This window comes from Nocardioides imazamoxiresistens, assembly GCF_032378595.1.
In the GTDB taxonomy this organism is placed as follows: Bacteria; Actinomycetota; Actinomycetes; order Propionibacteriales; family Nocardioidaceae; genus Nocardioides; species Nocardioides imazamoxiresistens.
This window is the reverse complement of the sequence record NZ_JAVYII010000001.1, coordinates 634,440-660,201: the sequence shown is the minus strand read 5'-3', so window position 1 is coordinate 660,201 and position 25,762 is coordinate 634,440. Positions and strand designations below refer to the sequence as shown.

Genomic DNA, 25,762 nt, shown 5'->3' with positions numbered 1-25,762 from the left:
CGACGACAGATGACGGAGCAGAACGTGTCGGAGCAGAACGACGCCCTCACCGAGGACGAGACGGCCACCGAGGCCGGGACGACCGAGGAGATCGAGGAGACGCTCGCGCCTGCCGACGACGAGACCGTCGAGGACGCCGAGCCCAGCGAGGACGCCGAGGACGCCGCCCCCACGGGCGACGAGGAGGCCGCGGCCGAGGAGCCCGAGGAGGAGGACCCGCTCGAGGCGTTCCGCCGCGAGCTGTGGGCCAAGCCGGGCGACTGGTTCGTCGTGCACACCTACTCCGGCATGGAGAACCGGGTGAAGGCGAACCTGGAGAACCGCATCATCTCCCTCAACATGGAGGACTACATCCACGAGATCGTGGTCCCCACCGAGGAGGTCGCGGAGATCAAGAACGGGCAGCGCAAGATGGTGCGCCGCACCGTGCTCCCCGGCTACGTGCTCGTCCGCATGGACCTCACCGACGAGTCGTGGGCCGCCGTGCGCCACACGCCGTCCGTGACCGGCTTCGTCGGGCACAACAACCAGCCCGTCCCCCTCACGCTCACCGAGGTCGAGGACATGCTGAAGCCCGCGGTCGAGGCCCAGGTCGTCGCCGAGGCGCAGACCGCAGGCGCCCCGGTGCCCGCCGGCGTCACCGCCGCGAAGCGCCCGGTCGAGGTGGCCGACTTCGACGTCGCCGACTCCGTCATGGTCGTCGACGGCCCCTTCGCCACGCTGCACGCCACGATCACCGAGATCAACGCGGAGTCGCAGCGCGTCAAGGCGCTCGTCGAGATCTTCGGCCGCGAGACGCCGGTCGAGCTCAGCTTCAACCAGATCCAGAAGGTCTGAGCCCCCGGGCGGATTACCGCCCCGCAGTCCCACTGCCGCACAATGCTGCGGTTGCCCAGCAACAACAGGTGGCAGAGCCCGGCGCACGCGCCGCGCTCGTCATGACCACGAGAACAGAAAGAGGATCCAGGACATGCCTCCGAAGAAGAAGATCGCCGCGCTGGTCAAGGTGCAGCTGCAGGCCGGCGCCGCGACCCCGGCCCCGCCGGTGGGTACGGCGCTCGGTCCGCACGGCGTCAACATCATGGAGTTCTGCAAGGCGTACAACGCCCAGACGGAGTCCATGCGCGGCAACGTGATCCCGGTCGAGATCACGATCTACGAGGACCGCTCCTTCACCTTCATCACGAAGACGCCGCCGGCCGCCGAGCTGATCAAGAAGGCCGCCGGTCTGCAGAAGGGCTCGGGCGTCCCGCACAAGGAGAAGGTCGGCAAGCTGACCAAGGACCAGGTGCGTGAGATCGCGACGACCAAGCTCCCCGACCTCAACGCGAACGACGTCGACGCCGCGATGAAGATCGTCGAGGGCACCGCCCGCTCGATGGGCATCACGACCGACTGACCACGCGCCGCCCCCGGGCGACGCCACCGCACCCCGCACCTGTGGCAGAGCCGCGCTGGCTCGACGACCACTCCTGGCAGGAAAGAGATCCAGACATGCAGCGCAGCAAGAACTACCGCGCAGCGTCCGAGGCGTTCGACGCCGACGAGCTGCACAGCCCGCTCAAGGCCGTCACGATCGCCAAGTCGGTCAGCAAGAAGAAGTTCGACGAGACCGTCGACGTGGTCATGCGCCTCGGCGTCGACCCCCGCAAGGCCGACCAGATGGTCCGCGGCACCGTCAACCTCCCGCACGGCACGGGCAAGACCGCCCGCGTCCTCGTGTTCGCGAACGCGGACAAGGCCGAGGCCGCCCGTGAGGCCGGCGCCGACCACGTCGGTGGCGACGAGCTCGTGGAGAAGGTCAACGGCGGCTGGCTCGACTTCGACGCCGTCGTCGCGACGCCGGACATGATGGGCAAGGTCGGCCGCCTCGGTCGCGTGCTCGGCCCCCGTGGCCTCATGCCGAACCCGAAGACCGGCACCGTGACGCCGGACGTGGCCAAGGCCGTGTCCGACATCAAGGGCGGCAAGATCGAGTTCCGCGTCGACCGCCACTCGAACCTGCACTTCATCATCGGCAAGGCGTCCTTCTCCGAGACGCAGCTGGTCGAGAACTACGCCTCGGCGCTCGAGGAGGTCCTCCGCCTCAAGCCGTCCGCGTCGAAGGGCCGCTACATCAAGAAGGTCACCGTCTCGACGACGATGGGCCCCGGCATCCCGGTCGACCCGAACCGCGTCAAGTCGGTCACGGTCGACGAGGAGGCCTGAGCCTCCGCGTCACCACGCGCGTCACGAGGGCCCGCTCCCCGCTGGGGGGCGGGCCCTCGTCGCGTCCGCGGACGGCATCGTCGGCGGCGTCGGGGGCACGGGCGCCGACGCGGGTGCCGGCGGCAGGCCGGCCGCCGTGGCGGCGGCCGCGCGGCCCACGAGCCGCTCGAGCGGTCCGCGGCCCAGCAGCAGCGCCCAGGCGGTCGTGCCCACCGCGAGGCCGAGCACCATCCACGCCCACGTCCCGTCGTCGTCGGGCAGCGACTCGCTGTCGGGCCCCTCGACGACCAGGACGGCCACGACGTGCGCGGCGTACGCCGTCAGGGGCATCGAGCCCAGGGCGGCCAGCGGCACCAGCGCCCACCGCAGCGGACGTGCGACGAGCAGGCACAGGCCGATGACCGCGACCGCGAGGCCCCCGGAGCCGAGGATCTCCAGCGTCCCCCCGCTGTGCGGCTCGTCGGCCAGCCACGCCAGCTGCACCTGGGCCCACGGCTGGGAGCCGCGGACGCGCTCCGCGTACGAGGGCTCCTCGTACGCGTCGTACTCCACGTACCCCGACGCCACGTCGTCCGAGGTCCCCGCCTCGGCGTAGCAGCTCGCCCAGCCGTCGTCGACGCCGCCGGCGCCGACGTCGCAGACCATGCCGCTCAGGTCCACGTCCTCGCCGGGCACGGTCACGACCTCCGTCCCGCCGTCGAGCTCGGTGTACGCCGACGAGGACCACGAGTCGTAGGACTCGCTCTCGCCCCACAGGCCGTCGACGTACGCCGAGGTGGCGGCCGCCGCGCCGTAGCCGGCGGCGGACACCGCCGCGCCCGCCACGAGCAGCGCGACCCCCGTGCGTACGCGTCCGAGGTCGGTGCGACCGACGGCCAGGCCCGCCAGGAGGAACGCCAGCCAGACCGGTAGGGGATAGGTGCCGAGCACCAGGGTGGCGCCGTCGCCCTCGAACCAGCCACCCGGGGTGAGGATCGCGGCCACGACCAGCAGCGGCGGGCCGGCCAGCGTCAGGAACGCGACGGCGGTCCAGAGCCAGCGACGTCGCCAGCGCAGGAACGGCAGGGCGGCGACGTAGAGCAGGCCGTAGAGGGTGAGGATGACGGCGATGCCGGTCGAGAGCAGCTCGAGCACGACGCCGACGACGAAGATCGCCGCGCCGCGCCCGACGAGCCGCAGCCGCATGCCGGGCAGCTCGCTGGGCGCCGGGCGGCGCGAGCGGCCCGTCACGAGCGCGACGGAGACGCCGGCGAGCACCGCGAAGAGGATGGACGAGCGTCCGTTGACCACGTCGGTCCAGGTCGACGGCTCGCTCCAGGTGAACGGACCCCGGACCGCCCCGACGTGCGCCCCGACCATGCCGATCACCGCCACCGCCCGGGCGACGTCGAGACCCAGCAGGCGCGGCGGAGCCCCGAAGGCGCGCAGGCGCGCGAGCGGGGACGGTACGGTCGTGGTCACCGGCGCAGGCTAGGTCGCCCGATTTGGTGCGCTCGCGCGCCGCGCCGTACAGTCACTCCTCGCAACCAGAGACCGTCGGTTGTCGTGCCAGGCCTCCGGGCCCGGGACGACCGAAGGCCCCGCAGCAGCGGGCGACCAGCGCAGGATGCGGAGTGTGCGACACCCCCGGGTGCCGAGTCCACGCCCCGAGCCTGCGCTCGGGGCGTCCGTCGTTCCCAGGGTCCTTTCGCGTCGGTCTCGACGACCGTAGTTCGGAAGGAGACCCATGGCGCGGCCAGAGAAGACTGCCGCCGTCGCGGAGATCGTTGACTCGTTCAACGACTCCGCCGGTGCAGTGCTGACCGAGTACCGCGGTCTCACCGTGAAGGAGCTGCAGACCCTGCGGCGCTCCCTCGGCGAGAACGCCAACTACGCCGTGGTCAAGAACACGCTGGCCAAGATCGCCGCCAACGAGGTGGGCATCGACGGCTTCGACGACCTGCTGACCGGCCCGACCGCGATCGCCTTCATCAAGGGCGACGTCGTCGAGGCGGCCAAGGGTCTGCGTGACTTTGCCAAGGCGAACCCCGCCCTCGTCATCAAGGGCGGCGTCCTGGACGGCAAGCAGCTGGACGCTTCCGAGATCGCCAAGCTGGCCGATCTCGAGTCGCGCGAGGTCCTGCTCGCCAAGGTGGCCGGTGCCCTCACCGCGACCATGGCCCAGGCGCTCTACGCGTTCAACGCCCTCCCCTCGCAGACCGCTCGCCTCGCGGGCGCGCTGCAGGAGAAGGCCGCGAACGACCCCTCGATCCTCGCAGGTGGTGCCGGTGCTCCGGCTGCAGCCGCTGCCGAGGAGGCCCCCGCCACGGAGGAGGCCCCCGCGGCCGACTCCGCTGACGAGGACACCCCCGCCGAGGCCTGAGCACCCGCTCACGGCTGACGCAACCACCACCTGAAGAAACCCCGGCCCGCCGGTCGATCACCGCGGGCCAGAGAAGGAAGGACGCCACCATGGCGAAGCTCAGCACCGAGGAGCTCCTCGACGCGTTCAAGGAGCTCACGCTCATCGAGCTCTCCGAGTTCGTGAAGCAGTTCGAGGAGACGTTCGGCGTCACCGCGGCCGCCCCGGTCGCCGTCGCCGCCGCTCCGGGCGCTGCCGGCGGTGCCGGCGCGGCCGAGGCCGAGGCCGAGAAGGACGAGTTCGACGTTGTCCTCGAGTCCGCCGGCGACAAGAAGATCAACGTCATCAAGGAGGTGCGCGCCCTGACCTCCCTCGGCCTGAAGGAGGCCAAGGAGCTCGTGGAGTCGGCCCCCAAGGCCGTCCTCGAGGGCGCCAACAAGGAGACGGCCGACAAGGCGAAGGAGGCCCTCGAGGCCGCCGGCGCCACCGTCACCCTCAAGTGACCTCGGCTCTCTGACGAGATCTCCCGACGCCGCCGGCGCGCCCCCGGGCGCCCGGCGTCGTCAGCCGCGAAGGGCGGCCACCCGCACGGGTGGCCGCCCTTCGTCGTCCGCGGGTGGACGTCTCGACCTCGCGGGAGTGATCCGCGTAACATCGGGTTACATGCCTCGTTGACCCTGCTGCAGGGTGCGACGGGTGACGTGTGTAGCCGCAGGCGAGGGAGGGAGTCGGAACGCATGGGTGTCGAGATCCAGGTCGAGCATCTGACCAAGTCGTTCGGCAAGCAGGTGATCTGGCGCGACGTGTCGTTGACGGTCCCGGCCGGCGAGATCTGCGTGATGCTCGGTCCGTCCGGCACCGGCAAGTCCGTGTTCCTCAAGGCGCTCATCGGTCTGCTCAAGCCCGAGGAGGGCTCGATCGTCATCGAGGGCACCGACATCGCGACCTGCTCGGAGAAGGACCTCTACGAGATCCGCAAGCTGTTCGGCGTGCTGTTCCAGGACGGCGCGATGTTCGGCTCGATGAACCTCTACGACAACGTCGCCTTCCCGCTGCGCGAGCACACGCGCAAGTCGGAGTCGGACATCCGCGACATCGTCATGGAGAAGATGGACCTCGTCGGCCTGGTCGGCGCGGAGGACAAGCTGCCGGGCGAGATCTCGGGCGGCATGCGCAAGCGCGCCGGCCTGGCCCGCGCCCTCGTGCTCGACCCGGAGATCGTGCTCTTCGACGAGCCCGACTCGGGGCTCGACCCCGTGCGCACGGCCTTCCTCAACCAGCTGATCGTCGACCTCAACGCGCAGATCGACGCCACGTTCCTCATCGTCACCCACGACATCAACACGGCCCGCACGGTGCCGGACAACATCGGCCTGCTCTACCACAAGCACCTCGCCATGTTCGGTCCGCGCGAGATGCTGCTGAGCTCCGAGGAGCCGGTGGTGCGCCAGTTTCTCAACGCCCAGCGCGTCGGCCCCATCGGCATGTCGGAGGAGAAGGACGCCACCGAGCTCGCGGCCGAGGAGGGCCAGGAGCTCCCGCCCCTGCCGCCGATCGCCCTGCAGCTCGAGCCCTCCAACGGCATCCCGCGCCGCAGCCAGCGCGAGCCGGGGGAGTGGTGCCGCCAGAACGGGATCACCCCGCCGCCCGGGTCCTTCCGCCCCGAGGCCGCGGTCCTCTCCGGCTGAGCGCGTCTCGGCCCGTTTGGGCCGGTGCCCCCGGGGCAGGAAGGCCCGCGTGAGCGCCGAGAGCAACGCCCCCGACCGCGACCGTCGACGAGCCGACCTCGTCGCCCACCTGGAGCGGCACGCCGGCGACGCCGTCCGCGTCCTCGATCCGTCGGGTCCCGGCGCGGCGCCGGAGCTGCTGGTGGCCGGACCGGCGGGCTCCGACCACGTCACGGTCGTCACGTGCGGCGCTCCCGGCGGCACCGAGCTCGCCATCACGCTGCCGGCAGGCTGGCCCGGTCTGGACCCGCTCGACCACGACCGGCTCGCCGACGAGGCCCACGGCTGGCCGCTGCGGGTCCTCGTCGCGCTGGCGCGCCTGGCGGGCGAACGGGGCGTACGCATGGTGCCCGGCCGCACCGTCCCGCTCAGCGGCCCCGAGGGCCTGGCTCCCGGGGTCCGCTTCGCCGGCGCGCTGCTGGTCGCGCCGGTCGAGCCGCAGCCCGTCGGGGATGCGCAGATCCTCTCGGTGGTGCCGCTGCTGCCGGAGGAGCTCGCCTTCGCCGGCGAGGTCCCGGTCGGCCCGGGTTCCCTGACCCAGCGGCTGGCGCCGCTGGGCCCCGTCGTCGACGTCCGGCGCGCCCCCGTGGTCGCGGGGGCGCCGGGGTACGCGGCGTACGTCCTGCTCGCGAGCCTGCCCGCCGACCTCGGGGAGGTCGTGCGCCACGCGACGCCGAACTGGGCGGCCGACCTGTCGGCGCGCGGCGCGCTCGAGGCGGTGTTCGAGGACGTCAACCCGGTGCGGCTCGCCCTCGACCGGCCGCTGCCGGCCGCCGTGGTGACCCGCGACGTCGAGCCGACGTCGCTGTCGCCGGCCGCCCGCGCCGCCGCGGAGCAGCACCGGGCCGTGGTGACCGTGCTGCCGGAGACGGCGGGGGACCACACGCTGCGCCTGCTGTCCTGGGTCCAGCTGCTGTGCGAGCGCGAGGACGCCCTCGCCGTCTGGCTGCCCCACCACGGTCGGGTCCTCACGCGGGAGGAGTTCACCGCCGCGCAGTCCGACGAGGTGCTCCTGCAGGCCTCCGTGCACCCGCGTCAGGCCCCCGACGGCGCCCCCGCGGTCGTGACCCGCGGCCTGGCGGCCCGCGGCGGTCGCGAGGTCTGGTTCTCCGGGGACGGTCTGGACCACCGCGCGCTGGCCAAGCGGCTGACCACCGTGCTCGCGCACGTCGAGGACGCGGACGAGATCCCGCGGGCGGGCACGCGCGCCAAGTACGGCTTCACCCGCTACGAGCTGGCCGACGGCATCGATCCGGGCACGGGCGATCCGGTCCTCGTCATGGCCGAGGCGGCGCGCCCGCCCCGCGAGGGTCTGCTGCGCCGGCGCCGCCGCGGAGACTGACCACGACGCGTACGGCGGTTCCGCTTGACGCTGCCGGGGCGCGGGGGCAATGATCCTGCGGCAACGGTCCCGGTCCGGTCGGACCCTGTGGTCCCCCGCGTCTTGCGCGGGGTTGACCGCGCGGGTATGTTAGCGCTTTGCGCCTGCCCTCATATGCCGATCGCCTGCCCGGTGGCCGATCGAGTGGTCGGCCGGCGCCATTCTTCAGCGCACACCTTCTAAGGAATGGTCTTGGCCGCGAGCAACAACGCTGGTAACCACCGCCGCATCTCTTTCGCGAAGATCAACGAGCCGCTCGAGGTCCCGCAGCTGCTGGACCTGCAGACGAAGAGCTTCGAGTGGCTCATCGGAGACGAGGGCTGGGAGGCCCAGGTCGAGGCCCGTCGGGCCGCCGGCGAGGACGTCTCCGAGAAGTCGGGTCTCCAGGAGATCTTCGAGGAGATCTCCCCCATCGAGGACTTCTCCGAGACGATGTCGCTCTCGTTCGAGAACCCGGTCTTCGTCGACCCGAAGTACACCGAGGACGAGTGCAAGGAGAAGGACTTCACCTACTCCCGTCCGCTGTACGTCTCGGCCGAGTTCACCAACAACGAGACCGGTGAGATCAAGGGCCAGACGGTCTTCATGGGCGACTTCCCCATGATGACCCGCAAGGGCACCTTCATCATCAACGGCACCGAGCGTGTCGTCGTCAGCCAGCTGGTCCGCTCGCCCGGCGTGTACTTCGAGCGCTCCGCCGACAAGACGTCGGACAAGGACATCTACACCGCGAAGGTCATCCCCTCGCGCGGCGCCTGGCTCGAGTTCGAGATCGACAAGCGCGACATGGTCGGCGTCCGCCTCGACCGCAAGCGCAAGCAGAACGTCACGGTCCTCCTCAAGGCGCTCGGCTGGACGAACGAGCAGATCCGCGAGGAGTTCGGGCAGTACGAGTCGATGATGCTGACCCTCGAGAAGGACAGCACCACCAACCAGGACGACGCGCTGCTCGACATCTACCGCAAGCTGCGCCCGGGCGAGCCGCCCACGCGCGAGGCCGCGCAGACGCTGCTGAACAACTACTACTTCAACCCCAAGCGCTACGACCTCGCGAAGGTCGGCCGCTACAAGATCAACAAGAAGCTGGGCGTCGGCCAGGCCTTCGACCAGCAGACGCTGACGATCGACGACGTCGTCGCGACGGTCCGCTACCTCGTGCAGCTGCACGAGGCCGGCAACCCGACCGAGGCGCCGGACTTCACCGACCCGTCGGGTGCCGTCGTGCACGGCCCGGACGAGAAGCCGGTCAAGGTCTCGGCCGACGACATCGACCACTTCGGCAACCGCCGCATGCGCGCGGTCGGCGAGCTGATCCAGAACCAGCTGCGCACCGGCCTCGCCCGCATGGAGCGCGTGGTCCGCGAGCGGATGACGACGCAGGACGTCGAGGCGATCACGCCCCAGTCCCTCATCAACATCCGCCCGGTCGTCGCGGCGCTGAAGGAGTTCTTCGGCACCTCGCAGCTGAGCCAGTTCATGGACCAGACGAACCCGATCGCCGGCCTGACGCACAAGCGTCGCCTCTCCGCGCTCGGCCCGGGTGGTCTCTCCCGCGACCGCGCCGGCATGGAGGTCCGCGACGTCCACCCGTCGCACTACGGCCGCATGTGCCCGATCGAGACCCCCGAGGGCCCGAACATCGGTCTGATCGGCTCGCTCGCGTCGTTCGGCCGGATCAACCCGTTCGGCTTCGTCGAGACGCCGTACCGCAAGGTCGTCGAGGGCCAGGTCACCGACCAGATCGACTACCTGACCGCCGACGACGAGGACCGCTACGTCATCGCCCAGGCCAACGCGCGCCTGACCGACGACCTGCACTTCGCCGAGGAGCGCGTGCTGGTCCGTCAGAAGGACGGCGAGGTCGGCGAGATCCTGGCCGGCGAGGTCGACTACATGGACGTCTCGCCGCGCCAGATGGTGTCGGTCGCGACCGCCCTGATCCCGTTCCTCGAGCACGACGACGCCAACCGCGCGCTCATGGGCGCGAACATGCAGCGTCAGGCCGTGCCGCTCATCCGCAGCGACTCGCCGTTCGTCGGCACCGGCATGGAGCTGCGTGCCGCCGTCGACGCCGGTGACGTGGTCGTCGCCGAGAACGCCGGCGTGGTCCGCGAGGTCTCCGCCGACTCCGTCGACGTGATGAACGACGACGGGACGTACTCGGCGTACCGCCTGGCGAAGTTCAAGCGCTCGAACCAGGGCACCTGCATCAACCAGCGTCCGCTGGTCGCCGAGGGTGACCGCGTCGAGGTCGGCACGCCGATCGCCGACGGTCCGTGCACCGACGACGCCGAGATGGCGCTGGGCGCGAACCTGCTGGTCGGCGTCATGACCTGGCAGGGTCACAACTACGAGGACGCGATCATCCTCAGCCAGCGTCTCGTGCAGGAGGACATGCTCACCTCGATCCACATCGAGGAGCACGAGGTCGACGCGCGCGACACCAAGCTCGGCCCCGAGGACATCACGCGGGACATCCCGAACGTGTCCGAGGAGATGCTGGCCGACCTCGACGAGCGCGGCATCATCCGCATCGGCGCCGAGGTCACGACCGGCGACATCCTCGTCGGCAAGGTGACGCCGAAGGGCGAGACCGAGCTGACCCCCGAGGAGCGCCTGCTCCGCGCCATCTTCGGCGAGAAGGCGCGCGAGGTGCGCGACACCTCGATGAAGGTGCCGCACGGTGAGTCCGGCACGGTCATCGGCGTGCGCGTCTTCGACCGCGAGGAGGGCGACGAGCTCCCGCCGGGCGTCAACCAGCTGGTCCGCGTCTACGTGGCGCAGAAGCGCAAGATCTCGGTGGGCGACAAGCTCGCCGGTCGCCACGGCAACAAGGGCGTCATCGCGAAGATCCTGCCGGTCGAGGACATGCCGTTCATGGAGGACGGCACGCCCATGGACGTCATCCTCAACCCGCTGGGCATCCCGCGACGGATGAACATCGGCCAGGTGCTCGAGCTGCACCTCGGGTGGCTGGCGAAGCAGGGCTGGGACCTGAACCTGTCGGGCGACCCCGAGTCGTCGGACTGGAAGCAGCGCCTGATCTCGATCGGTGCCGACACGGCCGAGCCGAACTCGAAGGTCGCCACGCCGGTCTTCGACGGTGCCCGCGAGGACGAGATCACGGGTCTGCTCGACGCGACGATCCCGAACCGCGACGGCGAGCGCCTCATCGACCACACCGGCAAGGCCCGGCTCTTCGACGGCCGCTCCGGCGAGCCGTTCCCCGAGCCGGTGTCGGTGGGCTACATGTACATCCTGAAGCTGCACCACCTCGTGGACGACAAGATCCACGCGCGCAGCACGGGCCCGTACTCGATGATCACGCAGCAGCCGCTGGGCGGTAAGGCCCAGTTCGGTGGTCAGCGCTTCGGTGAGATGGAGGTCTGGGCGATGGAGGCGTACGGCGCCGCCTACGCCCTGCAGGAGCTCCTGACCATCAAGTCCGACGACGTGCCGGGCCGCGTGAAGGTCTACGAGGCGATCGTGAAGGGCGAGAACATCCCCGACTCGGGCATCCCCGAGTCGTTCAAGGTGCTCGTCAAGGAGATGCAGTCCCTCTGCCTGAACGTCGAGGTGCTGAGCCAGGACGGTTCGCGCATCGAGCTCCGGGACGCGGAGGAGGACGTCTTCCGCGCCGCCGAGGAGCTCGGCATCGACCTGTCGCGGCGCGAGCCGAGCTCGGTCGAAGAAGTCTGAGCGGATCCGGGCGGCTGCGCCGTCGCCGACACGACGTCGGCGCGGCCGCCCGGTCCCTCGGTCCCGTTCTGAATCGCGTTACCTAACCAACGAAGGAACACATTCACCGTGCTCGACGTGAACTTCTTCGACCAGCTCCAGATCGGTCTGGCCGGCGCGGACGACATCCGCGGATGGAGCAAGGGCGAGGTCAAGAAGCCCGAGACCATCAACTACCGCACGCTCAAGCCCGAGCGTGACGGCCTCTTCTGCGAGAAGATCTTCGGTCCCACCCGGGACTGGGAGTGCTACTGCGGCAAGTACAAGCGCGTGCGCTTCAAGGGCATCATCTGCGAGCGCTGCGGCGTCGAGGTGACCCGGTCCAAGGTGCGCCGCGAGCGCATGGGCCACATCGAGCTGGCCGCCCCGGTCACGCACATCTGGTACTTCAAGGGTGTGCCGAGCCGCCTTGGCTACCTGCTCGACCTGGCGCCGAAGGACCTCGAGAAGGTCATCTACTTCGCCGCCTACATGATCACCTCGGTCGACGAGGAGGCGCGTCACCGCGACCTGTCCTCGCTCGAGGCGAAGATCGGCCAGCAGCGCGAGCTGCTCGAGAAGCGTCGCGACACCTCGGTCGAGGACCGCGCGAAGAAGCTCGAGGAGGACCTCGCCGCGCTCGAGGCGGAGGGCGCCAAGTCCGACGCCAAGCGCAAGGTGCGCGACGGCGCCGAGCGGGAGATGAAGCAGCTGCGCGACCGCGCGCAGCGCGAGATCGACCGCATCTCCGAGGTCTGGGACACCTTCAAGAACCTGAAGGTCCAGGACCTCATGGGCGACGAGATGCTCTACCGCGAGATGAAGTCGTGGTTCGGCAAGTACTTCGAGGGCTACATGGGCGCCGCGGCGATCCAGAAGCGCCTCCAGGACTTCGACATCGAGGCCGAGGTCGAGAACCTCCGCGACGTCATCGCCAACGGCAAGGGCGCCAAGAAGGTCCGCGCGCTCAAGCGCCTCAAGGTCGTCGACGCCTTCCGCAAGACGGGCAACCGTCCGGTCGGCATGGTGCTGGACGCCGTCCCGGTGATCCCGCCGGAGCTGCGCCCGATGGTGCAGCTCGACGGTGGTCGCTTCGCGACGTCCGACCTCAACGACCTGTACCGCCGCGTGATCAACCGGAACAACCGCCTCAAGCGGCTGCTCGACCTGGGCGCGCCGGAGATCATCGTCAACAACGAGAAGCGGATGCTCCAGGAGGCCGTCGACTCGCTGTTCGACAACGGCCGCCGTGGTCGTCCCGTCACCGGCCCGGGCAACCGGCCGCTGAAGTCGATCTCCGACATGCTCAAGGGCAAGCAGGGTCGTTTCCGCCAGAACCTGCTCGGCAAGCGCGTCGACTACTCGGGTCGTTCGGTCATCGTCTCCGGCCCGCAGCTGAAGCTGCACCAGTGCGGTCTGCCCAAGCAGATGGCGCTGGAGCTGTTCAAGCCGTTCGTGATGAAGCGCCTCGTCGACCTGTCGCACGCGCAGAACATCAAGTCGGCCAAGCGCATGGTCGAGCGCGCCACCTCCGGTGTGCGCTACGCGGTCGTGTGGGACGTGCTGGAGGAGGTCATCACCGAGCACCCCGTGCTGCTCAACCGTGCCCCCACCCTGCACCGCCTCGGCATCCAGGCCTTCGAGCCGCAGCTGATCGAGGGCAAGGCCATCCAGATCCACCCGCTCGTCTGCGGCGCGTTCAACGCCGACTTCGACGGTGACCAGATGGCCGTCCACCTCCCGCTGAGCGCCGAGGCGCAGGCGGAGGCCCGGATCCTCATGCTGTCGACGAACAACATCCTCAAGCCCTCCGACGGCCGTCCCGTGACGATGCCGTCGCAGGACATGATCATCGGCCTGTTCTGGCTGACGACCGACCGTGAGGGCGAGCCCGGCGAGGGCCGCGCGTTCCGCTCCCCGGCCGAGGCGATCATGGCGTTCGACCGCGGTGAGATCACCCTGCAGAGCAAGGTGTCGATCCGCTTCGAGGACGTCGTGCCGCCCGTGGGCGAGGAGATCGAGGGCTGGGAGCCGGGTCAGCCGGCGCTCCTGACCACGACGCTGGGCCGTGCGTACTTCAACGACACGCTCCCCGCCGACTACCCCTTCGTGAACTACGAGGTGGGCAAGAAGCAGCTGGGCGCGATCGTCAACGACCTCGCCGAGCGCTACACCAAGGTCGAGGTGGCCGCCTCGCTGGACGCCCTGAAGGACACGGGCTTCCACTGGGCGACCCGCTCGGGCGTCACGGTCTCGATCGACGACGTGACGACCCCGGACGCGGCCAAGGCCGAGATCCTCAAGGGCTCGGAGTCGCGCGCGGAGAAGATCCAGAAGCAGTACGAGCGCGGTCTGATCACCGACGACGAGCGTCGCCAGGAGCTCATCGAGATCTGGACCGAGGCGGCCAACGAGGTCGGGCTCGCGATGGAGAAGAACTTCGACCGCACCAACCCGATCTACATGATGGTGGACTCGGGTGCCTCCGGAAACATGAACCAGATCCGGCAGGTCGCGGCCATGCGTGGCCTCGTGGCGAACCCGAAGGGCGAGATCATCCCGCGCCCGATCAAGTCGAACTTCCGCGAGGGCCTCACGGTCCTGGAGTACTTCATCGCGACGCACGGTGCCCGCAAGGGTCTGGCCGACACCGCCCTGCGGACGGCCGACTCGGGCTACCTCACGCGTCGTCTGGTGGACGTCTCGCAGGACGTGATCATCCGCGAGGACGACTGCGGCACCGAGCGTGGTCTGCCCAAGCAGATCGGCGAGCGTGGCGAGGACGGCGTCGTGCGCAAGGCGGAGAACGTCGAGACGGCGGCGTACGCCCGCTCGGCGGCCACCGAGGTCACGCACCCCGAGTCCGGCGAGACGCTGGTCGAGGCGGGCGGCGACCTGGGCGACGTGAAGATCGCGGAGCTCGTGGAGGCCGGCATCGAGGAGGTCAAGGTCCGCTCGGTCCTGACCTGCGAGGCGGCGACCGGCACGTGCGCCAAGTGCTACGGCCGCTCGCTGGCGACCGGCAAGCTCGTGGACATCGGCGAGGCGGTCGGCATCATCGCCGCCCAGTCGATCGGCGAGCCCGGCACGCAGCTGACGATGCGTACCTTCCACACCGGTGGTGTGGCGTCGGCCGACGACATCACGCAGGGTCTGCCCCGCGTCGTCGAGCTCTTCGAGGCCCGCTCCCCGAAGGGTCGCTCGCCGATCGCGGAGGCGGCCGGTCGCGTCCGTGTCGAGGACACGGACAAGGCCCGCACCGTCATCGTGACCCCGGACGACGGCTCGGAGGAGCAGGAGTACCCGGTCTCGAAGCGTCTGCGCCTGCTCGTGGCGGACGGCGACCACGTCGAGGTCGGCGAGAAGCTGACGGTCGGCACCGAGGACCCGCAGGACGTCCTGCGCATCCTGGGTGTCCGGGCGGCGCAGAAGCACCTGGTGGACGAGGTCCAGCGCGTGTACCGCAGCCAGGGCGTGGCGATCCACGACAAGCACATCGAGATCATCGTGCGGCAGATGCTGCGTCGCGTGACGGTCATCGAGTCGGGCGACACCCACCTGCTGCCCTCCGACCTCGTCGACCGCGTGCGGTTCGAGTCGGAGAACCGCCGCGTGGTCTCCGAGAGCGGCAAGCCCGCCTCGGGTCGTCCGGTGCTGATGGGCATCACGAAGGCCTCGCTCGCGACCGAGTCGTGGCTCTCGGCGGCCTCCTTCCAGGAGACCACCCGGGTGCTCACGGACGCCGCGATCAACGGCCGCTCCGACAGCCTGCGTGGCCTGAAGGAGAACGTGATCATCGGAAAGCTGATCCCGGCGGGCACCGGCCTCGAGCGGTACCGCAACGTCCGGGTCGAGCCCACCGAGGAGGCCCGCGCCGCGGCGTACTCCGTGCAGGGCTACGACTCGTACGACTACGAGTTCGGCAACACGGGTGGCGGCCAGGCCGTCGCCCTGGACGACTTCGACTTCGGCTCCTACCAGGGCTGAGCGAAGCACCGCGTCCCACCGAGACCGGCCCGTCCCCGCTGCTGCGGGGGCGGGCCGGTCCGCGTCCGGGGACCCCCGTGGGAGGATGGGCCGGTGGTGATGCAGACGGTTCCCGCGGCGACCGACGTGCTGGTCGTGGGCGCCGGCCCGGCCGGCTCGGCCGCCGCCGCCTGGTCGGCCCGGCACGGGCTCGACACCCTGCTCCTCGACGCGGCGGTCTTCCCGCGCGACAAGACCTGCGGCGACGGCCTGACGCCCCGCGCGGTCGCCGAGCTGACGAGCCTCGGGCTCGAGGACTGGCTGCGCAGCCGCACCGTCAACATCGGGCTGCGGGCCCACGGCTTCGGCCAGCGGCTCCTGCTGCCGTGGCCCGGCGGGAACCTCCCCAACTGGGGCTCCGCCGTGCCGCGCACGGAGCTCGACGACCACCTGCGCACCACCGCGGTGAAGGCGGGCGCCACGGCCGTCGACGGCGCCCGCGCCGTGGGCGTACGCCGGGCCGAGGGCGAGCGGGGCCGCGTCACCGCGGTCGTGGTGCAGCGCTCGATGCCGGACGGCACCACGGAGCAGCACGAGATCGCGTGCCGCCGTCTCGTCGTCGCCGACGGCGTCCGCTCGCCGCTGGGCAAGCAGCTCGGCCGCACGTGGCACCGCGACACCGTCTACGGCGTCGCGGGCCGCAGCTACGTCAGCTCGACGCAGTCCGACGACCCGTGGATCAGCTCGCACCTCGAGCTGCGCGACGAGAACGACCAGGTGCTGTCCGGCTACGGCTGGATCTTCCCGCTCGGCGACGGCGAGGTGAACCTCGGCGCGGGCACCCTGGCGACGGCGAAGCGTCCCGCGGACGTGGCGATCCGACCCTTGATGAAGCTCTACGCCGACGACCTGCGCGAGAGCTTCGGCCTGGGCGAGGAGCTGCGGATGCCGACGTCGGCGCTGCTGCCGATGGGCGGTGCGGTCAGCGGGGTGTCGGGGCCGAACTGGGCACTGATCGGCGACGCGGCCGCGTGCGTGAACCCGCTCAACGGCGAGGGCATCGACTACGGCCTCGAGACCGGACGCCTGGTGGCCGACCTGCTGGCGCGGGGCGACGGCGACCTGGAGGCGCCCTGGCGCTCGACGCTGGTGGGGCACTACGGGGAGTCGTTCTCCGTCGCCCGTCGGCTGGCCGGCCTGGTCACCGTGCCGGGCCTGCTCGCCCGCCTCGGGCCGGTCGGGATGCGTTCACGCCTGGGCATGACGCTGGCGCTGCGCTGGATGGGCAACCTCGTCGACGACTCCGACCGGGACCTCGCGGCCCGGGCGTGGCGTGCGGCCGGCCGGCTGTCCGTAGCGCGCGACGCCCGGCCACCGTTCTCCTGACGTGAGCCTGCTCTACGGCGCGACCATCCGAGCGTCCCGCGCCGCCTTCCGCTTCCTGCGTCTCGACGTGCGCACCGAGGGCGCCGAGCACGTGCCCGCCGAGGGTCCCGCGATCGTCGTGTCCACCCACGCGTCCTACCTGGACTTCCTCTTCCTCGGTGTGCCGGCCGTCGAGCGCGGCCGGCTGCCGCGGTTCCTGTGCCGCGAGCCGATCTGGGACACGCCGGCCGGCGGGCTGCTGGACCGGATGCAGCACGTCCCGGTCGACCGGGACGCCCCGGCGGCGGCGTACCTGCGGGCCCGGCGGCTGCTGCGCGAGGGCGAGGTCGTCGGCATCTTCCCGGAGGCGGGGATCTCCTACAGCTACACGGTGCGTTCGCTGATGCGCGGCGCCGCCGCGCTCGCCCGGGAGACGGGCGCCCCGGTGGTGCCGGCGGCGATGTGGGGGGCGCAGCGGATCTGGACGGTGGGGCGTACGCCCTGGGGCACGGAGCCCGGACCGGACTGGAGCCGCCACGGGCGCGTGGTCGACATCCGGCTCGACGCCCCGTTCACGGTGGGCCCGCAGGCCGACCTGACCGAGGTGACCGTCGAGCTCGGCCACCGGCTGACGGCGCTGCTCGAGGAGCTGCAGCAGCGCCCGCACCACCGACCGCGCCCCGGGGAGCACGCGCCGTGGCACCCCGCCCACCTGGGTGGGCACGCGCTCACGCGCGAGCAGGCTCGCGATCTGGACGTGGTGCCTCGACGGGCCGTGCGGCCGACCTGGGGCCCTGCCGCAGGGCCGCCCGCAGGTCCTTCGTCGCCCCCACCGGATCGGTGAGCCAGCGCAGCGGACGCACGACCGGGGGAGCGGCGAGGGCGGCCACTACGAGCAGGCTCACGACCAGCCCCGCCCGGGTCGCCTGGCCCGGGGGCAGGGCGTCGAGGGCGCCGTCGTACTCCAGCGCCTGCACCACGACGGTGTGGCCGAGGTAGACGGTCATCGACTGCACGCCGACGCCGGTCCACCAGCCGCGCGCGGTCGGCGTCAGCGACAGCACGGCCAGGGAGCCGGCCAGCGAGCAGACCAGCAGGAACGAGCGCGTCAGGATGCCGGTGGAGGTGTCGGCGCCGAGGGCGTCGTAGCTGTGGTTGCTGAACAGCCAGGTCGTGCTCGCCCAGCTGTCGAGGTCGGCGGTGACGACCCAGATCGCGACCAGGGCCAGCACGCCGAGCACGCGGGCGGCAGGGCGCTTGAGCTGCTCGAGCCACTCGGCGCGGGCGTGCAGACCGATGACGAAGTACGGCAGGAACTGCAGCGCCCGGGTCAGCGCGAGCTCGGGGGTGGAGTCGAAGGTCGGGGACAGCAGCGAGACGGCGACGGACAGCGGCACCATGATGACGCTGGAGCGCAGCACCGGCGAGGCCAGGCGCCACAGCGTGAGCGCGGCGAGGAACCACAGCGCCCAGAAGGGGTCGAGGAGGATCGGCTCCTCCGTGTTCTCGCCGACGTGCGCGAGGTACATCCCGTGCAGGACCAGCGTGAACACCACGTAGGGCACGACGAGCGTGGTCACGAGCGAGGTCAGGTGCCGCCTCGACCAGCGGAACCGCTGCGAGAGGTAGCCGCTGACCAGGATGAACGCCGGCATGTGCACCACGTAGACCGCGTCGTAGAGGTGGTCGCGCAGCGCGTGGTCGCCGGGCAGGACCGCCAGCACGTGACCCGCCACCACGGCGGTGATCAGCAGCGCCTTGGCGTTGTCCAGCCACGGATCACGTCGAGAGGCCATCCCACGAAAGTAGGCACGCCGTTCAACCCGGCGGACCTCACGCGGGAGCCCCGCAGGCCCGCGTTAGGTTGGGACGGTGAGCTCCCTGCCCCGCCGCCAACGCGTCGCCGCCTACGCGGTGATCGTGCGCGACGGCGCGATCCTGCTCTCGCGGCTCGCCGCGCGGGTCACCAAGGACGAGCTCTGGACGCTGCCCGGCGGCGGCCTCGACCACGGCGAGGACCCGCGCGACGCGGTCGTGCGGGAGGTCTACGAGGAGACCGGGCTGCGCGCGAGCGTCGGTGACGAGGCCCGGGTCTACTCCGCGCACCTGCCCGGGGCGTGGCGCGAGGGTCGTCGCGTCGACGCGCACGCCCTGCGCATCGTCTACTCCGGCCACGTGCCCACCGACTCGCCCGAGCCGCGGGTCGTCGAGGTCGACGGGTCGACCATGGAGGCCGCCTGGGTGCCGCTCGCGGACGTCCACGCCGGCGTCGTGCCCGTCGTGCCGATGGTGCTGGAGGCGCTCGCGGACGCCTCGCCGCCCCGGCGGCAGCGGGTGGCGGCGTACGCGGTCGTGCGCCGCGGCCACGCCGAGGACCCCGCGGCGGGCGCCGACGAGGTGCTCCTGACCCGCAACTCGGCGCGTGGACCGCACCCGGGCAGCTGGACGCTGCCCGGCGGGGGCGTCGAGCACGGCGAGCCGCCGGCGCTCGCGGTGGCCCGCGAGGTGCGCGAGGAGACGGGCGTCGAGGTCGAGGTCGGCAACGTCCTGGGCGTGCACGACACCCACTTCGTCGGCACGGCCCCGCACGGCGCGGTCGAGGACTTCCACGGCGTGCACCTGCTGTACGCCGCCCGCCCGCTCGCCGACGTCGAGCCCCACGTGGTCGAGCTCGACGGCACGACCGACGCCGCGGCCTGGGTGCCGGTGGCGGACGTGCTGGACGGGGTCCTCGACGTGCGGGAGACGGTCCGGTACGCGCTCGGTCTGTGACCCGATAGCGTCAGCGCCATGAGCGCCCGTGAGACCGTCTTCACCTACGCCGCCCCGTCGCTGAAGTTCGGCGCCGGCGCCTCCGCCGAGATCGGTCACGACCTCGCCCAGCTGCTCGCCGCGCCCCCGCGCCGCGTCCTGCTCGTCACCGACCCCGGCGTGGCCGCCACGGGCCACCCGGCCCGGATCGCGCAGCAGGTCACCGAGGCGACGGGCGCCGAGGTCGTCGTCTTCGACCGCGCCCGGGTCGAGCCGACCGACGCCTCGATGGCCGAGGCGATCGACTTCGGTCGCGCCGAGGGGCCGTTCGACGCCGTGGTCGCCGTCGGCGGTGGCTCGGCCATCGACACCGCCAAGGCGGTCGACCTGCTGCTCACCAACCCCGGCGAGCTGATGGACTACGTGAACGCCCCCGTCGGCGGCGGTCGAGCGCCCGCGCACCCGCTGCTGCCGTTGGTCGCCGTGCCGACCACGACGGGCACCGGCGCCGAGTCCACGACCATCTGCGTGCTCGACGTGCTCTCGCTGGAGGTCAAGACGGGCATCAGCCACGCCCGCCTGCGTCCCTCGCTCGCCGTCGTCGACCCGGACCTGACGCTGTCGCAGCCGGCCATGGTGACCGCGAGCGCCGGCATGGACATCCTCTGCCACGCCCTCGAGAGCTACACGGCCCGCTGGTTCGGCGAGAACGCTGCGAAGAAGCCCGAGCAGCGGGTGCCCTACAACGGCTCGAACCCGATCTCCGACGTGTGGTGCGAGAAGGCGCTGAGCCTGCTGGCCGGTGCCTTCCGCGGCGCCGTCACCGCCGCGCGCAGCGGCGAGGACCCGGAGTCGGCGCGCGGCGTGCGCGAGCAGATGGCGATGGCCGCGACCTTCGCCGGTCTCGGCTTCGGCAACGCGGGCGTGCACGTGCCGCACGCCTGCGCGTACCCGATCGCCGGGCGTGCCCGCGAGTTCCGCGCCGAGGACTACCCGGCCTACGAGGGCGGCGACGGCCCGCTGGTGCCGCACGGCATGGCGGTCTCGCTGACGGCCCCCGAGGCGTTCCGGCTGACGTTCGACGCCTCGCCGACCCGTCACCTGCGGGCGGCGCAGCTGCTCGACCCGCACGGCGCGGTCGCGGCCGAGGAGGGCCCCGACCTGCTGCCCGCCGTGGTGGCCACGCTGATGCGCGACATCGGCATCCCCAACGGTCTCTCGGCCGTCGGGTTCGGCGAGGGCGACGTCGACGGTCTCGTGGAGGGGGCGTGGGCGCAGCAGCGGCTGCTCGCCACCGCGCCGCGCGACATCACCACCGAGGACCTGGCCGTCGTCTTCCGGGGCTCGCTCGAGCACTGGTGACCGAGCGGGGCCCGCGGGGGCCCCGCCCGCCCGGCGGGTCAGTGCGTGCGCTGCGCGGTGCGGTACGCCGGGCGGCGCAGGCGCCGCACGGTGGGGTACTGCCGCAGGCCCGACACCTGGTGCAGCACCGGGTCGAACTCGATCTCCTCGTCCTCGCCGTCCAGCGCGTCGCCGACCGGGTGCTCGATCTCCAGGTCCGCGAACGCGTGCCAGGGACCGAGGCCGCGGGCCCACGACAGGGTCCAGCGCTGCACGGCGCCGTCCTCCTGCTGGTCCGTCGAGCGGGCGCCGATGAGCACCGGACCCGTCGGCGTCCGGTAGGGCAGCAGGGTTGTGAGCGGCCGGTCCGAGCCCTCCCAGCGGGGCACGAGCACGTGGCGCAGCGGGCCGCGCCAACCGGTGCTCGCGAGCAGCAGGTCGCCGGTCTCGCCCTCGTGCTGCAGCCGCAGCGCGAGGCCCCAGACGTCGGGCACGGGGTGCGGCAGGCCGACCGCACGCGAGAGGCGCACGACCACCTCGCCCTCGCCGGGACGGTCCAGCAGGTCGACGCCGGTCGGCGGCGCGCCGTCGCTCGCACCGTGGCGCGTGAGGCGGCCGCGCACGACGGTGCCGGCCGGGTGCAGCGGCTTCGCGCCGGGACGCAGCGCGGCGACGGCACGGGTGACGCCGGCCAGCCCCTCGCCGGCGGCGCGTGCGGCCGCGCGGGGAAGGGCGGTCACGACGGGCGGGACGAGCTGGGGCACGGGGGACCTCCGGGGTCGGTGGGCGTCGGGTCGACGCCGGTACCCCGTACGCGCACCGACCACCGTCGCCCGGGCCGTGTGGTGCGCCGCACACCGCGACCGCGCGGGCGTACCGAGGTGTGGACGAAGGGGAGCCTGCGCGTCGGGGTGTCGGTGCGGGGCTCCACAATGGAGAGGTGAGTGTGCTGGACGACGTGGGCGCCGAGGGCGCGGTGGCGCGGGACCTGGTCGCTGCGCTGCAGCGCCGCGGCGTGGACGACGTGGACGACGCGGTCGTGACCCGGGCGGCGTACTCGACGGACGCGTCGCTGTACCGGGTGGTGCCGCAGGCCGTCGCGCGGCCGCGGCACGCCGACGAGCTCGCCGCGATCGTGGACGTCGCCCGCGAGCTGCGGGTGCCCCTCACGATGCGGGGCGCCGGCACCTCGATCGCCGGCAATGCGGTCGGTCCCGGTCTGGTGGTCGACACGCTCAAGCACCTGAACAAGGTGGTCGCGGTCGACGCCGAGGCCGGCACGGCGGTCGTCGAGCCCGGCACGGTGCACGCCGTGCTGCAGAAGGCCGCGACCGCGGTCGGCTGGCGCTTCGGCCCCGACCCCTCGACCCACACCCGCTGCACGATCGGCGGGATGATCGGCAACAACGCGTGCGGCTCCCGCGCGCTCGGCTACGGCCGCATGGTCGACAACGTCGAGGGCCTCGCCGTGGTCCTCGGCACGGGGGAGTCGCTCGCGCTGAGCGACGCCGGGGCGGTCGGTCCCGGCGAGGGCGCCGTCGCCGCGCTCGACCGGCTCGCGGCGGGCAACCTCGCGACCATCCGCACCCAGTTCGGCCGCTTCGGGCGCCAGGTCTCCGGCTACTCGCTCGAGCACCTCCTGCCGGAGAACGGCCGCCGCGTCGACCGCTTCCTGACCGGCTCCGAGGGCACCCTCGGCGTGATCACGCAGGCGACGGTGCGGCTGGTGCGCGACGCGCCGGCGCGCACGCTCGCGGTGCTGGGGTACGCGTCGATGGCCGAGGCCGCCGACGCCGTCCCGGCCCTGCTGGCCCACCCGCTCGTGGCCTGCGAGGGCCTCGACGCCCGGATCGTCGACCTGGTGCGCGGCGCCGGGAAGGCCGTGCCGGACCTGCCGAAGGGCTCGGGCTGGCTGCTCGCCGAGGTGACCGGCGAGACGCTCGCCGAGACCGAGGCGGTCCTGGCCCGCGTCGTCGCCGACGCCCAGGCCCTCGACGCCCGGATCGTGCTGGACCCGGCCGAGGCCGCCGCGCTGTGGCGGATCCGCGAGGACGGCGCCGGTCTGGCCAGCCGCTCGCTGAGCCGGCCGGCGTACTCGGGCTGGGAGGACGCGGCCGTGCCGCCCGCCCACCTGGGCTCCTGGCTGCGCGACTTCGACGGCCTGCTGCGCGAGTTCGGCCTCGACGGGGTGCCCTACGGCCACTTCGGCGACGGCTGCGTGCACGTGCGCATCGACTTCCCGCTGGTCGACGGCGCGGCCTCGCTCGACGAGGGCCGGGCGGTGTTCCGCGGGTTCATGGAGGCCGCGGCGGCCACGCTCGCGACGTACGGCGGCTCGCTGTCCGGCGAGCACGGCGACGGCCGCGCGCGCTCCGAGCTGCTGCACACGATGTACGACCAGACCGCGATCGACCTGTTCGCGCAGGCCAAGTCGATCTGCGACCCGCTCGGGGTGCTCAACCCCGGCAACATCACCGACCCCGCCCCCCTCGACGCCGACCTGCGGGCCAGCGCGGGGCGGCACCGCGAGCCGCTGCCGATGCTGAACTTCGTGCACGACGGCGGCTCGATGGGCGACGCCGTGCACCGCTGCACGGGCGTCGGCAAGTGCCTCGTCGGTGGCGGCGCCGGCACGGGCAGCGGCGTGATGTGCCCGTCGTACGCGGCGACGCGCAACGAGAAGGACGCGACCCGCGGTCGTGCCCGCGTGCTGCAGGAGGCCCTGTCCGGCGAGCTCGTCGACGGTCTCGCCGACCCGGCCGTGCACGAGGCGCTCGACCTGTGCCTGTCCTGCAAGGGCTGCGCCAACGACTGCCCGACCGGCATCGACATGGCGACCTACAAGTCGGAGGCGCTGCACCAGACGTACTCGGGCAAGCGCCGCCCGCGCAGCCACTACGTGCTCGGGCGCCTGCCGATGTGGGCGCGGCTCACGTCGCCGGTCGCCGGCCTGGCCAACACCTCGCTCAAGGCGGGGCCGATCGCCCGGGTCGCGCGTGCGGTGGCCGGCGTCGACCAGCGCCGCAGCCTCCCGTCGTTCGCCTCGCGCACCCTGCGTCGCTCGGCGCGCTCGAGCGACGCCGCGGGCACGCTGCGCGCGAGCACCGAGCAGCCCGACGTGTGGATCTGGGCCGACTCGTTCACCAACCACTTCCTGCCGGGCTCCGGTCTCGCCGCGATCCGGTTCCTGGAGTCGCAGGGCCTGCGGGTGCGCGTCATCGACGAGCGCGCCTGCTGCGGCCTGACCTGGATCACCACGGGCCAGCTCGACACCGCGCGCCGCATCGCCGGGCGGACGGCGGCGACGCTGGCGCCGTACGTCGCCTCCGGCGTGCCCGTCGTCGGCATCGAGCCGTCCTGCACCGCCGCGCTCCGCTCCGACCTCGTCGAGCTGAGCGACGCGCCCGAGGCCGCGGCCGTCGCGGACGGGGTGCTCACGTTCGGCGAGCTCTTGGCCCGCCTGACCGCGGACGGCCGCGTCACCCTGCCCGACCTGACGGGCACGACCGTGGTCGCCCAGCCGCACTGCCACCAGGCCTCGATCCTCGGCTGGGAGGCAGACGAGCGCCTGCTCAAGTCGATGGGCGCGGTCGTCACCCGTGTCGGCGGCTGCTGCGGCCTGGCCGGCAACTTCGGCGTCGAGAAGGGTCACTACGAGGTCTCCGTCGCCGTGGCCGAGACCCAGCTGCTGCCGGCGGTACGCGCGGCGCGCGAGCGCGACCCCTCGACCGTCGTGCTGGCCGACGGCATGAGCTGCAAGATCCAGCTCGACGACCTCGCCGACGTGCCCGCGCTGCACCTCGCCGAGCTCCTCGCCTCCCGGGTCTGACGCCGCGCCCCTCGCGGGGCGGACCCGGCCCCGGCCGGCCCACCCCCCGCCACCCCCGCGCCACCCCCGCGCCGTCGGCGTCGGCGTCGAGAAAACGCGGACCGGGGCGGAGAAAACGCGGACGGACCGTCGTCGTGGGCGGGTCGGCGTCCGCGTTCTCTCGTGGGCGGTCCGCGTTTTCCCGGCACGAGGCGCCCCCGGGCGTACCGTGACCGCATGGCCGGCATCCGCGGACGCACGGGATGGTGGGGCGTGGCGCTGGACAGCCGCGACCCGGAGGGGCTGGGGCGGTTCTACGCTGCTCTGCTCGGCTGGGAGGCACGCGTGCACGACCCGACCTGGGTGACGCTGGTGCCGGAGGGGGAGGGGCGGACGTACCTGGCCTGCGCCCTCGACGAGCACCACGAGCCCCCGACCTGGCCGTCCGAGCCGGGCCGCCCCCTCATGCAGTCGCACCTGGACGTCGAGGTCGACGACCTCGACGTCGCCGTGGCGGACGCGGTCGCGCTGGGCGCGCGGCTCGCCGTCTTCCAGCCGCAGGAGACCGTCCGGGTGCTGCTCGACCCGGCCGGCCACCCGTTCTGCCTCTACCTCGCCGCCGACCCGTCCGCCGACCCGTCCGCCGACTGACCGTCGACCAGCGGGAACCAGTGCCGCGAGGCCAGGGACGAGCCCGGCCCGATGTCGCACCAGGCGCCGCTGGGGGCGTCGTCGCCGAGCCCGCCGTCGAGCGTCCAGACGGAGAAGTGGGCGTGGGGAACGGGCCAGGGGTAGCCGTCGTCGGAGGGGTCGTCCTCGCCGGGCACGGTGTTGCGCACGAAGCCGACGAGCCGGAGGCCGGTGTCGTCGCCGGTCAGGTCACGGGCGAGCGCGGAGGCCGTGCGTCGACCGTCGGGGTCGTCCGGCGGCACGGTCCGCGTCGGCAGGTCGAGACCGCCCCCGCCGCCGCGCGGGACGCAGAACACGCTGGTGCCGGTGCGCAGCAGGAGGCGCACCAGGCAGGTGGGAGCCGGGGGGACGTCCGAGGCCACCACGTCGGCCCGCCCACCGGTGGGCAGCCACGGCGCGTCCGGCGTCGAACGGACGAGCTGGTCGGACACGTCGCCGAGGCTAGACCTGCGCCCAAGCCCGTGCCG

Annotated in this window: 19 protein-coding genes; 15 read left to right on the top strand and 4 right to left on the bottom strand. The window is 72.3% G+C overall.

Going from position 1 to position 25,762, the window contains the following annotated elements:
- The first annotated feature begins 9 nt into the window (after nucleotides 1–9).
- The 3 genes from nusG (at nucleotide 10) to rplA (ending at nucleotide 2,208) form a co-directional block, all read left to right on the top strand.
- Nucleotides 10–837 carry a transcription termination/antitermination protein NusG gene (gene nusG, locus RDV89_RS03110; protein ID WP_315731208.1) on the top strand — a complete coding sequence of 276 codons (828 nt, stop codon included), beginning with the start codon at nucleotides 10–12 and terminating at the stop codon, nucleotides 835–837.
- 133 nt (nucleotides 838–970) lie between these two features.
- Entirely contained in the window at nucleotides 971–1,399 is a 429-nt protein-coding gene (gene rplK / locus RDV89_RS03105; protein WP_315731207.1) for a 50S ribosomal protein L11, read from the top strand.
- Nucleotides 1,400–1,494: 95 nt separating this feature from the next.
- Nucleotides 1,495–2,208: a 50S ribosomal protein L1 gene (rplA, locus tag RDV89_RS03100; RefSeq protein ID WP_315731206.1), complete on the top strand. Its 714-nt coding sequence runs from the start codon at nucleotides 1,495–1,497 to the stop codon at nucleotides 2,206–2,208.
- Between the two features lie 21 nt (nucleotides 2,209–2,229).
- On the opposite strand, the gene RDV89_RS03095 is transcribed toward rplA, so the two are convergent.
- Entirely contained in the window at nucleotides 2,230–3,669 is a 1,440-nt protein-coding gene (locus RDV89_RS03095; RefSeq protein ID WP_315731204.1) for a heparan-alpha-glucosaminide N-acetyltransferase domain-containing protein, read from the bottom strand.
- Nucleotides 3,670–3,934: 265 nt separating this feature from the next.
- On the opposite strand from RDV89_RS03095, the gene rplJ reads away from it, so the two are divergent.
- From rplJ to RDV89_RS03055, 8 genes are all read left to right on the top strand, one after another.
- Entirely contained in the window at nucleotides 3,935–4,570 is a 636-nt protein-coding gene (gene rplJ, locus RDV89_RS03090; protein WP_315731202.1) for a 50S ribosomal protein L10, read from the top strand.
- Between the two features lie 89 nt (nucleotides 4,571–4,659).
- Entirely contained in the window at nucleotides 4,660–5,052 is a 393-nt protein-coding gene (gene rplL / locus RDV89_RS03085; RefSeq protein WP_315731201.1) for a 50S ribosomal protein L7/L12, read from the top strand.
- A gap of 234 nt (nucleotides 5,053–5,286) precedes the next feature.
- Nucleotides 5,287–6,237 (top strand): ABC transporter ATP-binding protein, encoded by a 951-nt coding sequence (locus tag RDV89_RS03080; protein WP_315731200.1) that lies wholly within the window; start codon nucleotides 5,287–5,289, stop codon nucleotides 6,235–6,237.
- A gap of 49 nt (nucleotides 6,238–6,286) precedes the next feature.
- Nucleotides 6,287–7,618 carry a suppressor of fused domain protein gene (locus tag RDV89_RS03075; protein ID WP_315731198.1) on the top strand — a complete coding sequence of 444 codons (1,332 nt, stop codon included), beginning with the start codon at nucleotides 6,287–6,289 and terminating at the stop codon, nucleotides 7,616–7,618.
- A 225-nt stretch (nucleotides 7,619–7,843) separates the two neighbouring features.
- On the top strand, nucleotides 7,844–11,356 hold the full coding sequence (gene rpoB / locus RDV89_RS03070) for a DNA-directed RNA polymerase subunit beta (RefSeq protein ID WP_438823252.1): 3,513 nt from the start codon (nucleotides 7,844–7,846) through the stop codon (nucleotides 11,354–11,356).
- Between the two features lie 108 nt (nucleotides 11,357–11,464).
- A complete protein-coding gene (locus tag RDV89_RS03065) occupies nucleotides 11,465–15,361 on the top strand; it encodes a DNA-directed RNA polymerase subunit beta' (RefSeq protein WP_315731196.1) in 3,897 nt (1,298 codons plus the stop codon).
- 99 nt (nucleotides 15,362–15,460) lie between these two features.
- Nucleotides 15,461–16,726: a geranylgeranyl reductase family protein gene (locus RDV89_RS03060; RefSeq protein ID WP_315731522.1), complete on the top strand. Its 1,266-nt coding sequence runs from the start codon at nucleotides 15,461–15,463 to the stop codon at nucleotides 16,724–16,726.
- A 1-nt stretch (nucleotide 16,727) separates the two neighbouring features.
- On the top strand, nucleotides 16,728–17,549 hold the full coding sequence (locus tag RDV89_RS03055; protein ID WP_315731195.1) for a lysophospholipid acyltransferase family protein: 822 nt from the start codon (nucleotides 16,728–16,730) through the stop codon (nucleotides 17,547–17,549).
- Here RDV89_RS03055 and RDV89_RS03050 read toward each other — a convergent pair.
- On the bottom strand, nucleotides 17,434–18,501 hold the full coding sequence (locus tag RDV89_RS03050; protein WP_315731194.1) for an acyltransferase family protein: 1,068 nt from the start codon (nucleotides 18,499–18,501) through the stop codon (nucleotides 17,434–17,436). The two genes, RDV89_RS03055 and RDV89_RS03050, sit on opposite strands and share 116 nt — an antisense overlap.
- A 76-nt stretch (nucleotides 18,502–18,577) precedes the next feature.
- On the opposite strand from RDV89_RS03050, the gene RDV89_RS03045 reads away from it, so the two are divergent.
- Together RDV89_RS03045 and RDV89_RS03040 are read left to right on the top strand one after the other, a co-directional pair.
- A complete protein-coding gene (locus RDV89_RS03045) occupies nucleotides 18,578–19,477 on the top strand; it encodes an NUDIX domain-containing protein (protein ID WP_315731193.1) in 900 nt (299 codons plus the stop codon).
- Nucleotides 19,478–19,495: 18 nt separating this feature from the next.
- Entirely contained in the window at nucleotides 19,496–20,818 is a 1,323-nt protein-coding gene (locus tag RDV89_RS03040) for a hydroxyacid-oxoacid transhydrogenase (protein WP_315731192.1), read from the top strand.
- Nucleotides 20,819–20,856: 38 nt separating this feature from the next.
- Here the strand turns inward: RDV89_RS03040 and RDV89_RS03035 are convergent, their stop codons facing one another.
- On the bottom strand, nucleotides 20,857–21,561 hold the full coding sequence (locus RDV89_RS03035) for a hypothetical protein (protein WP_315731190.1): 705 nt from the start codon (nucleotides 21,559–21,561) through the stop codon (nucleotides 20,857–20,859).
- A gap of 176 nt (nucleotides 21,562–21,737) precedes the next feature.
- On the opposite strand from RDV89_RS03035, the gene RDV89_RS03030 reads away from it, so the two are divergent.
- Entirely contained in the window at nucleotides 21,738–24,626 is a 2,889-nt protein-coding gene (locus tag RDV89_RS03030) for an FAD-binding and (Fe-S)-binding domain-containing protein (protein WP_315731188.1), read from the top strand.
- A 216-nt stretch (nucleotides 24,627–24,842) separates the two neighbouring features.
- Nucleotides 24,843–25,256: a VOC family protein gene (locus RDV89_RS03025; protein ID WP_315731186.1), complete on the top strand. Its 414-nt coding sequence runs from the start codon at nucleotides 24,843–24,845 to the stop codon at nucleotides 25,254–25,256.
- Here RDV89_RS03025 and RDV89_RS03020 read toward each other — a convergent pair.
- Nucleotides 25,214–25,726, bottom strand: coding sequence for a hypothetical protein (locus RDV89_RS03020; RefSeq protein WP_315731184.1), 513 nt, complete (start codon nucleotides 25,724–25,726; stop codon nucleotides 25,214–25,216). The genes RDV89_RS03025 and RDV89_RS03020 overlap by 43 nt on opposite strands.
- Nucleotides 25,727–25,762: the final 36 nt, after the last annotated feature.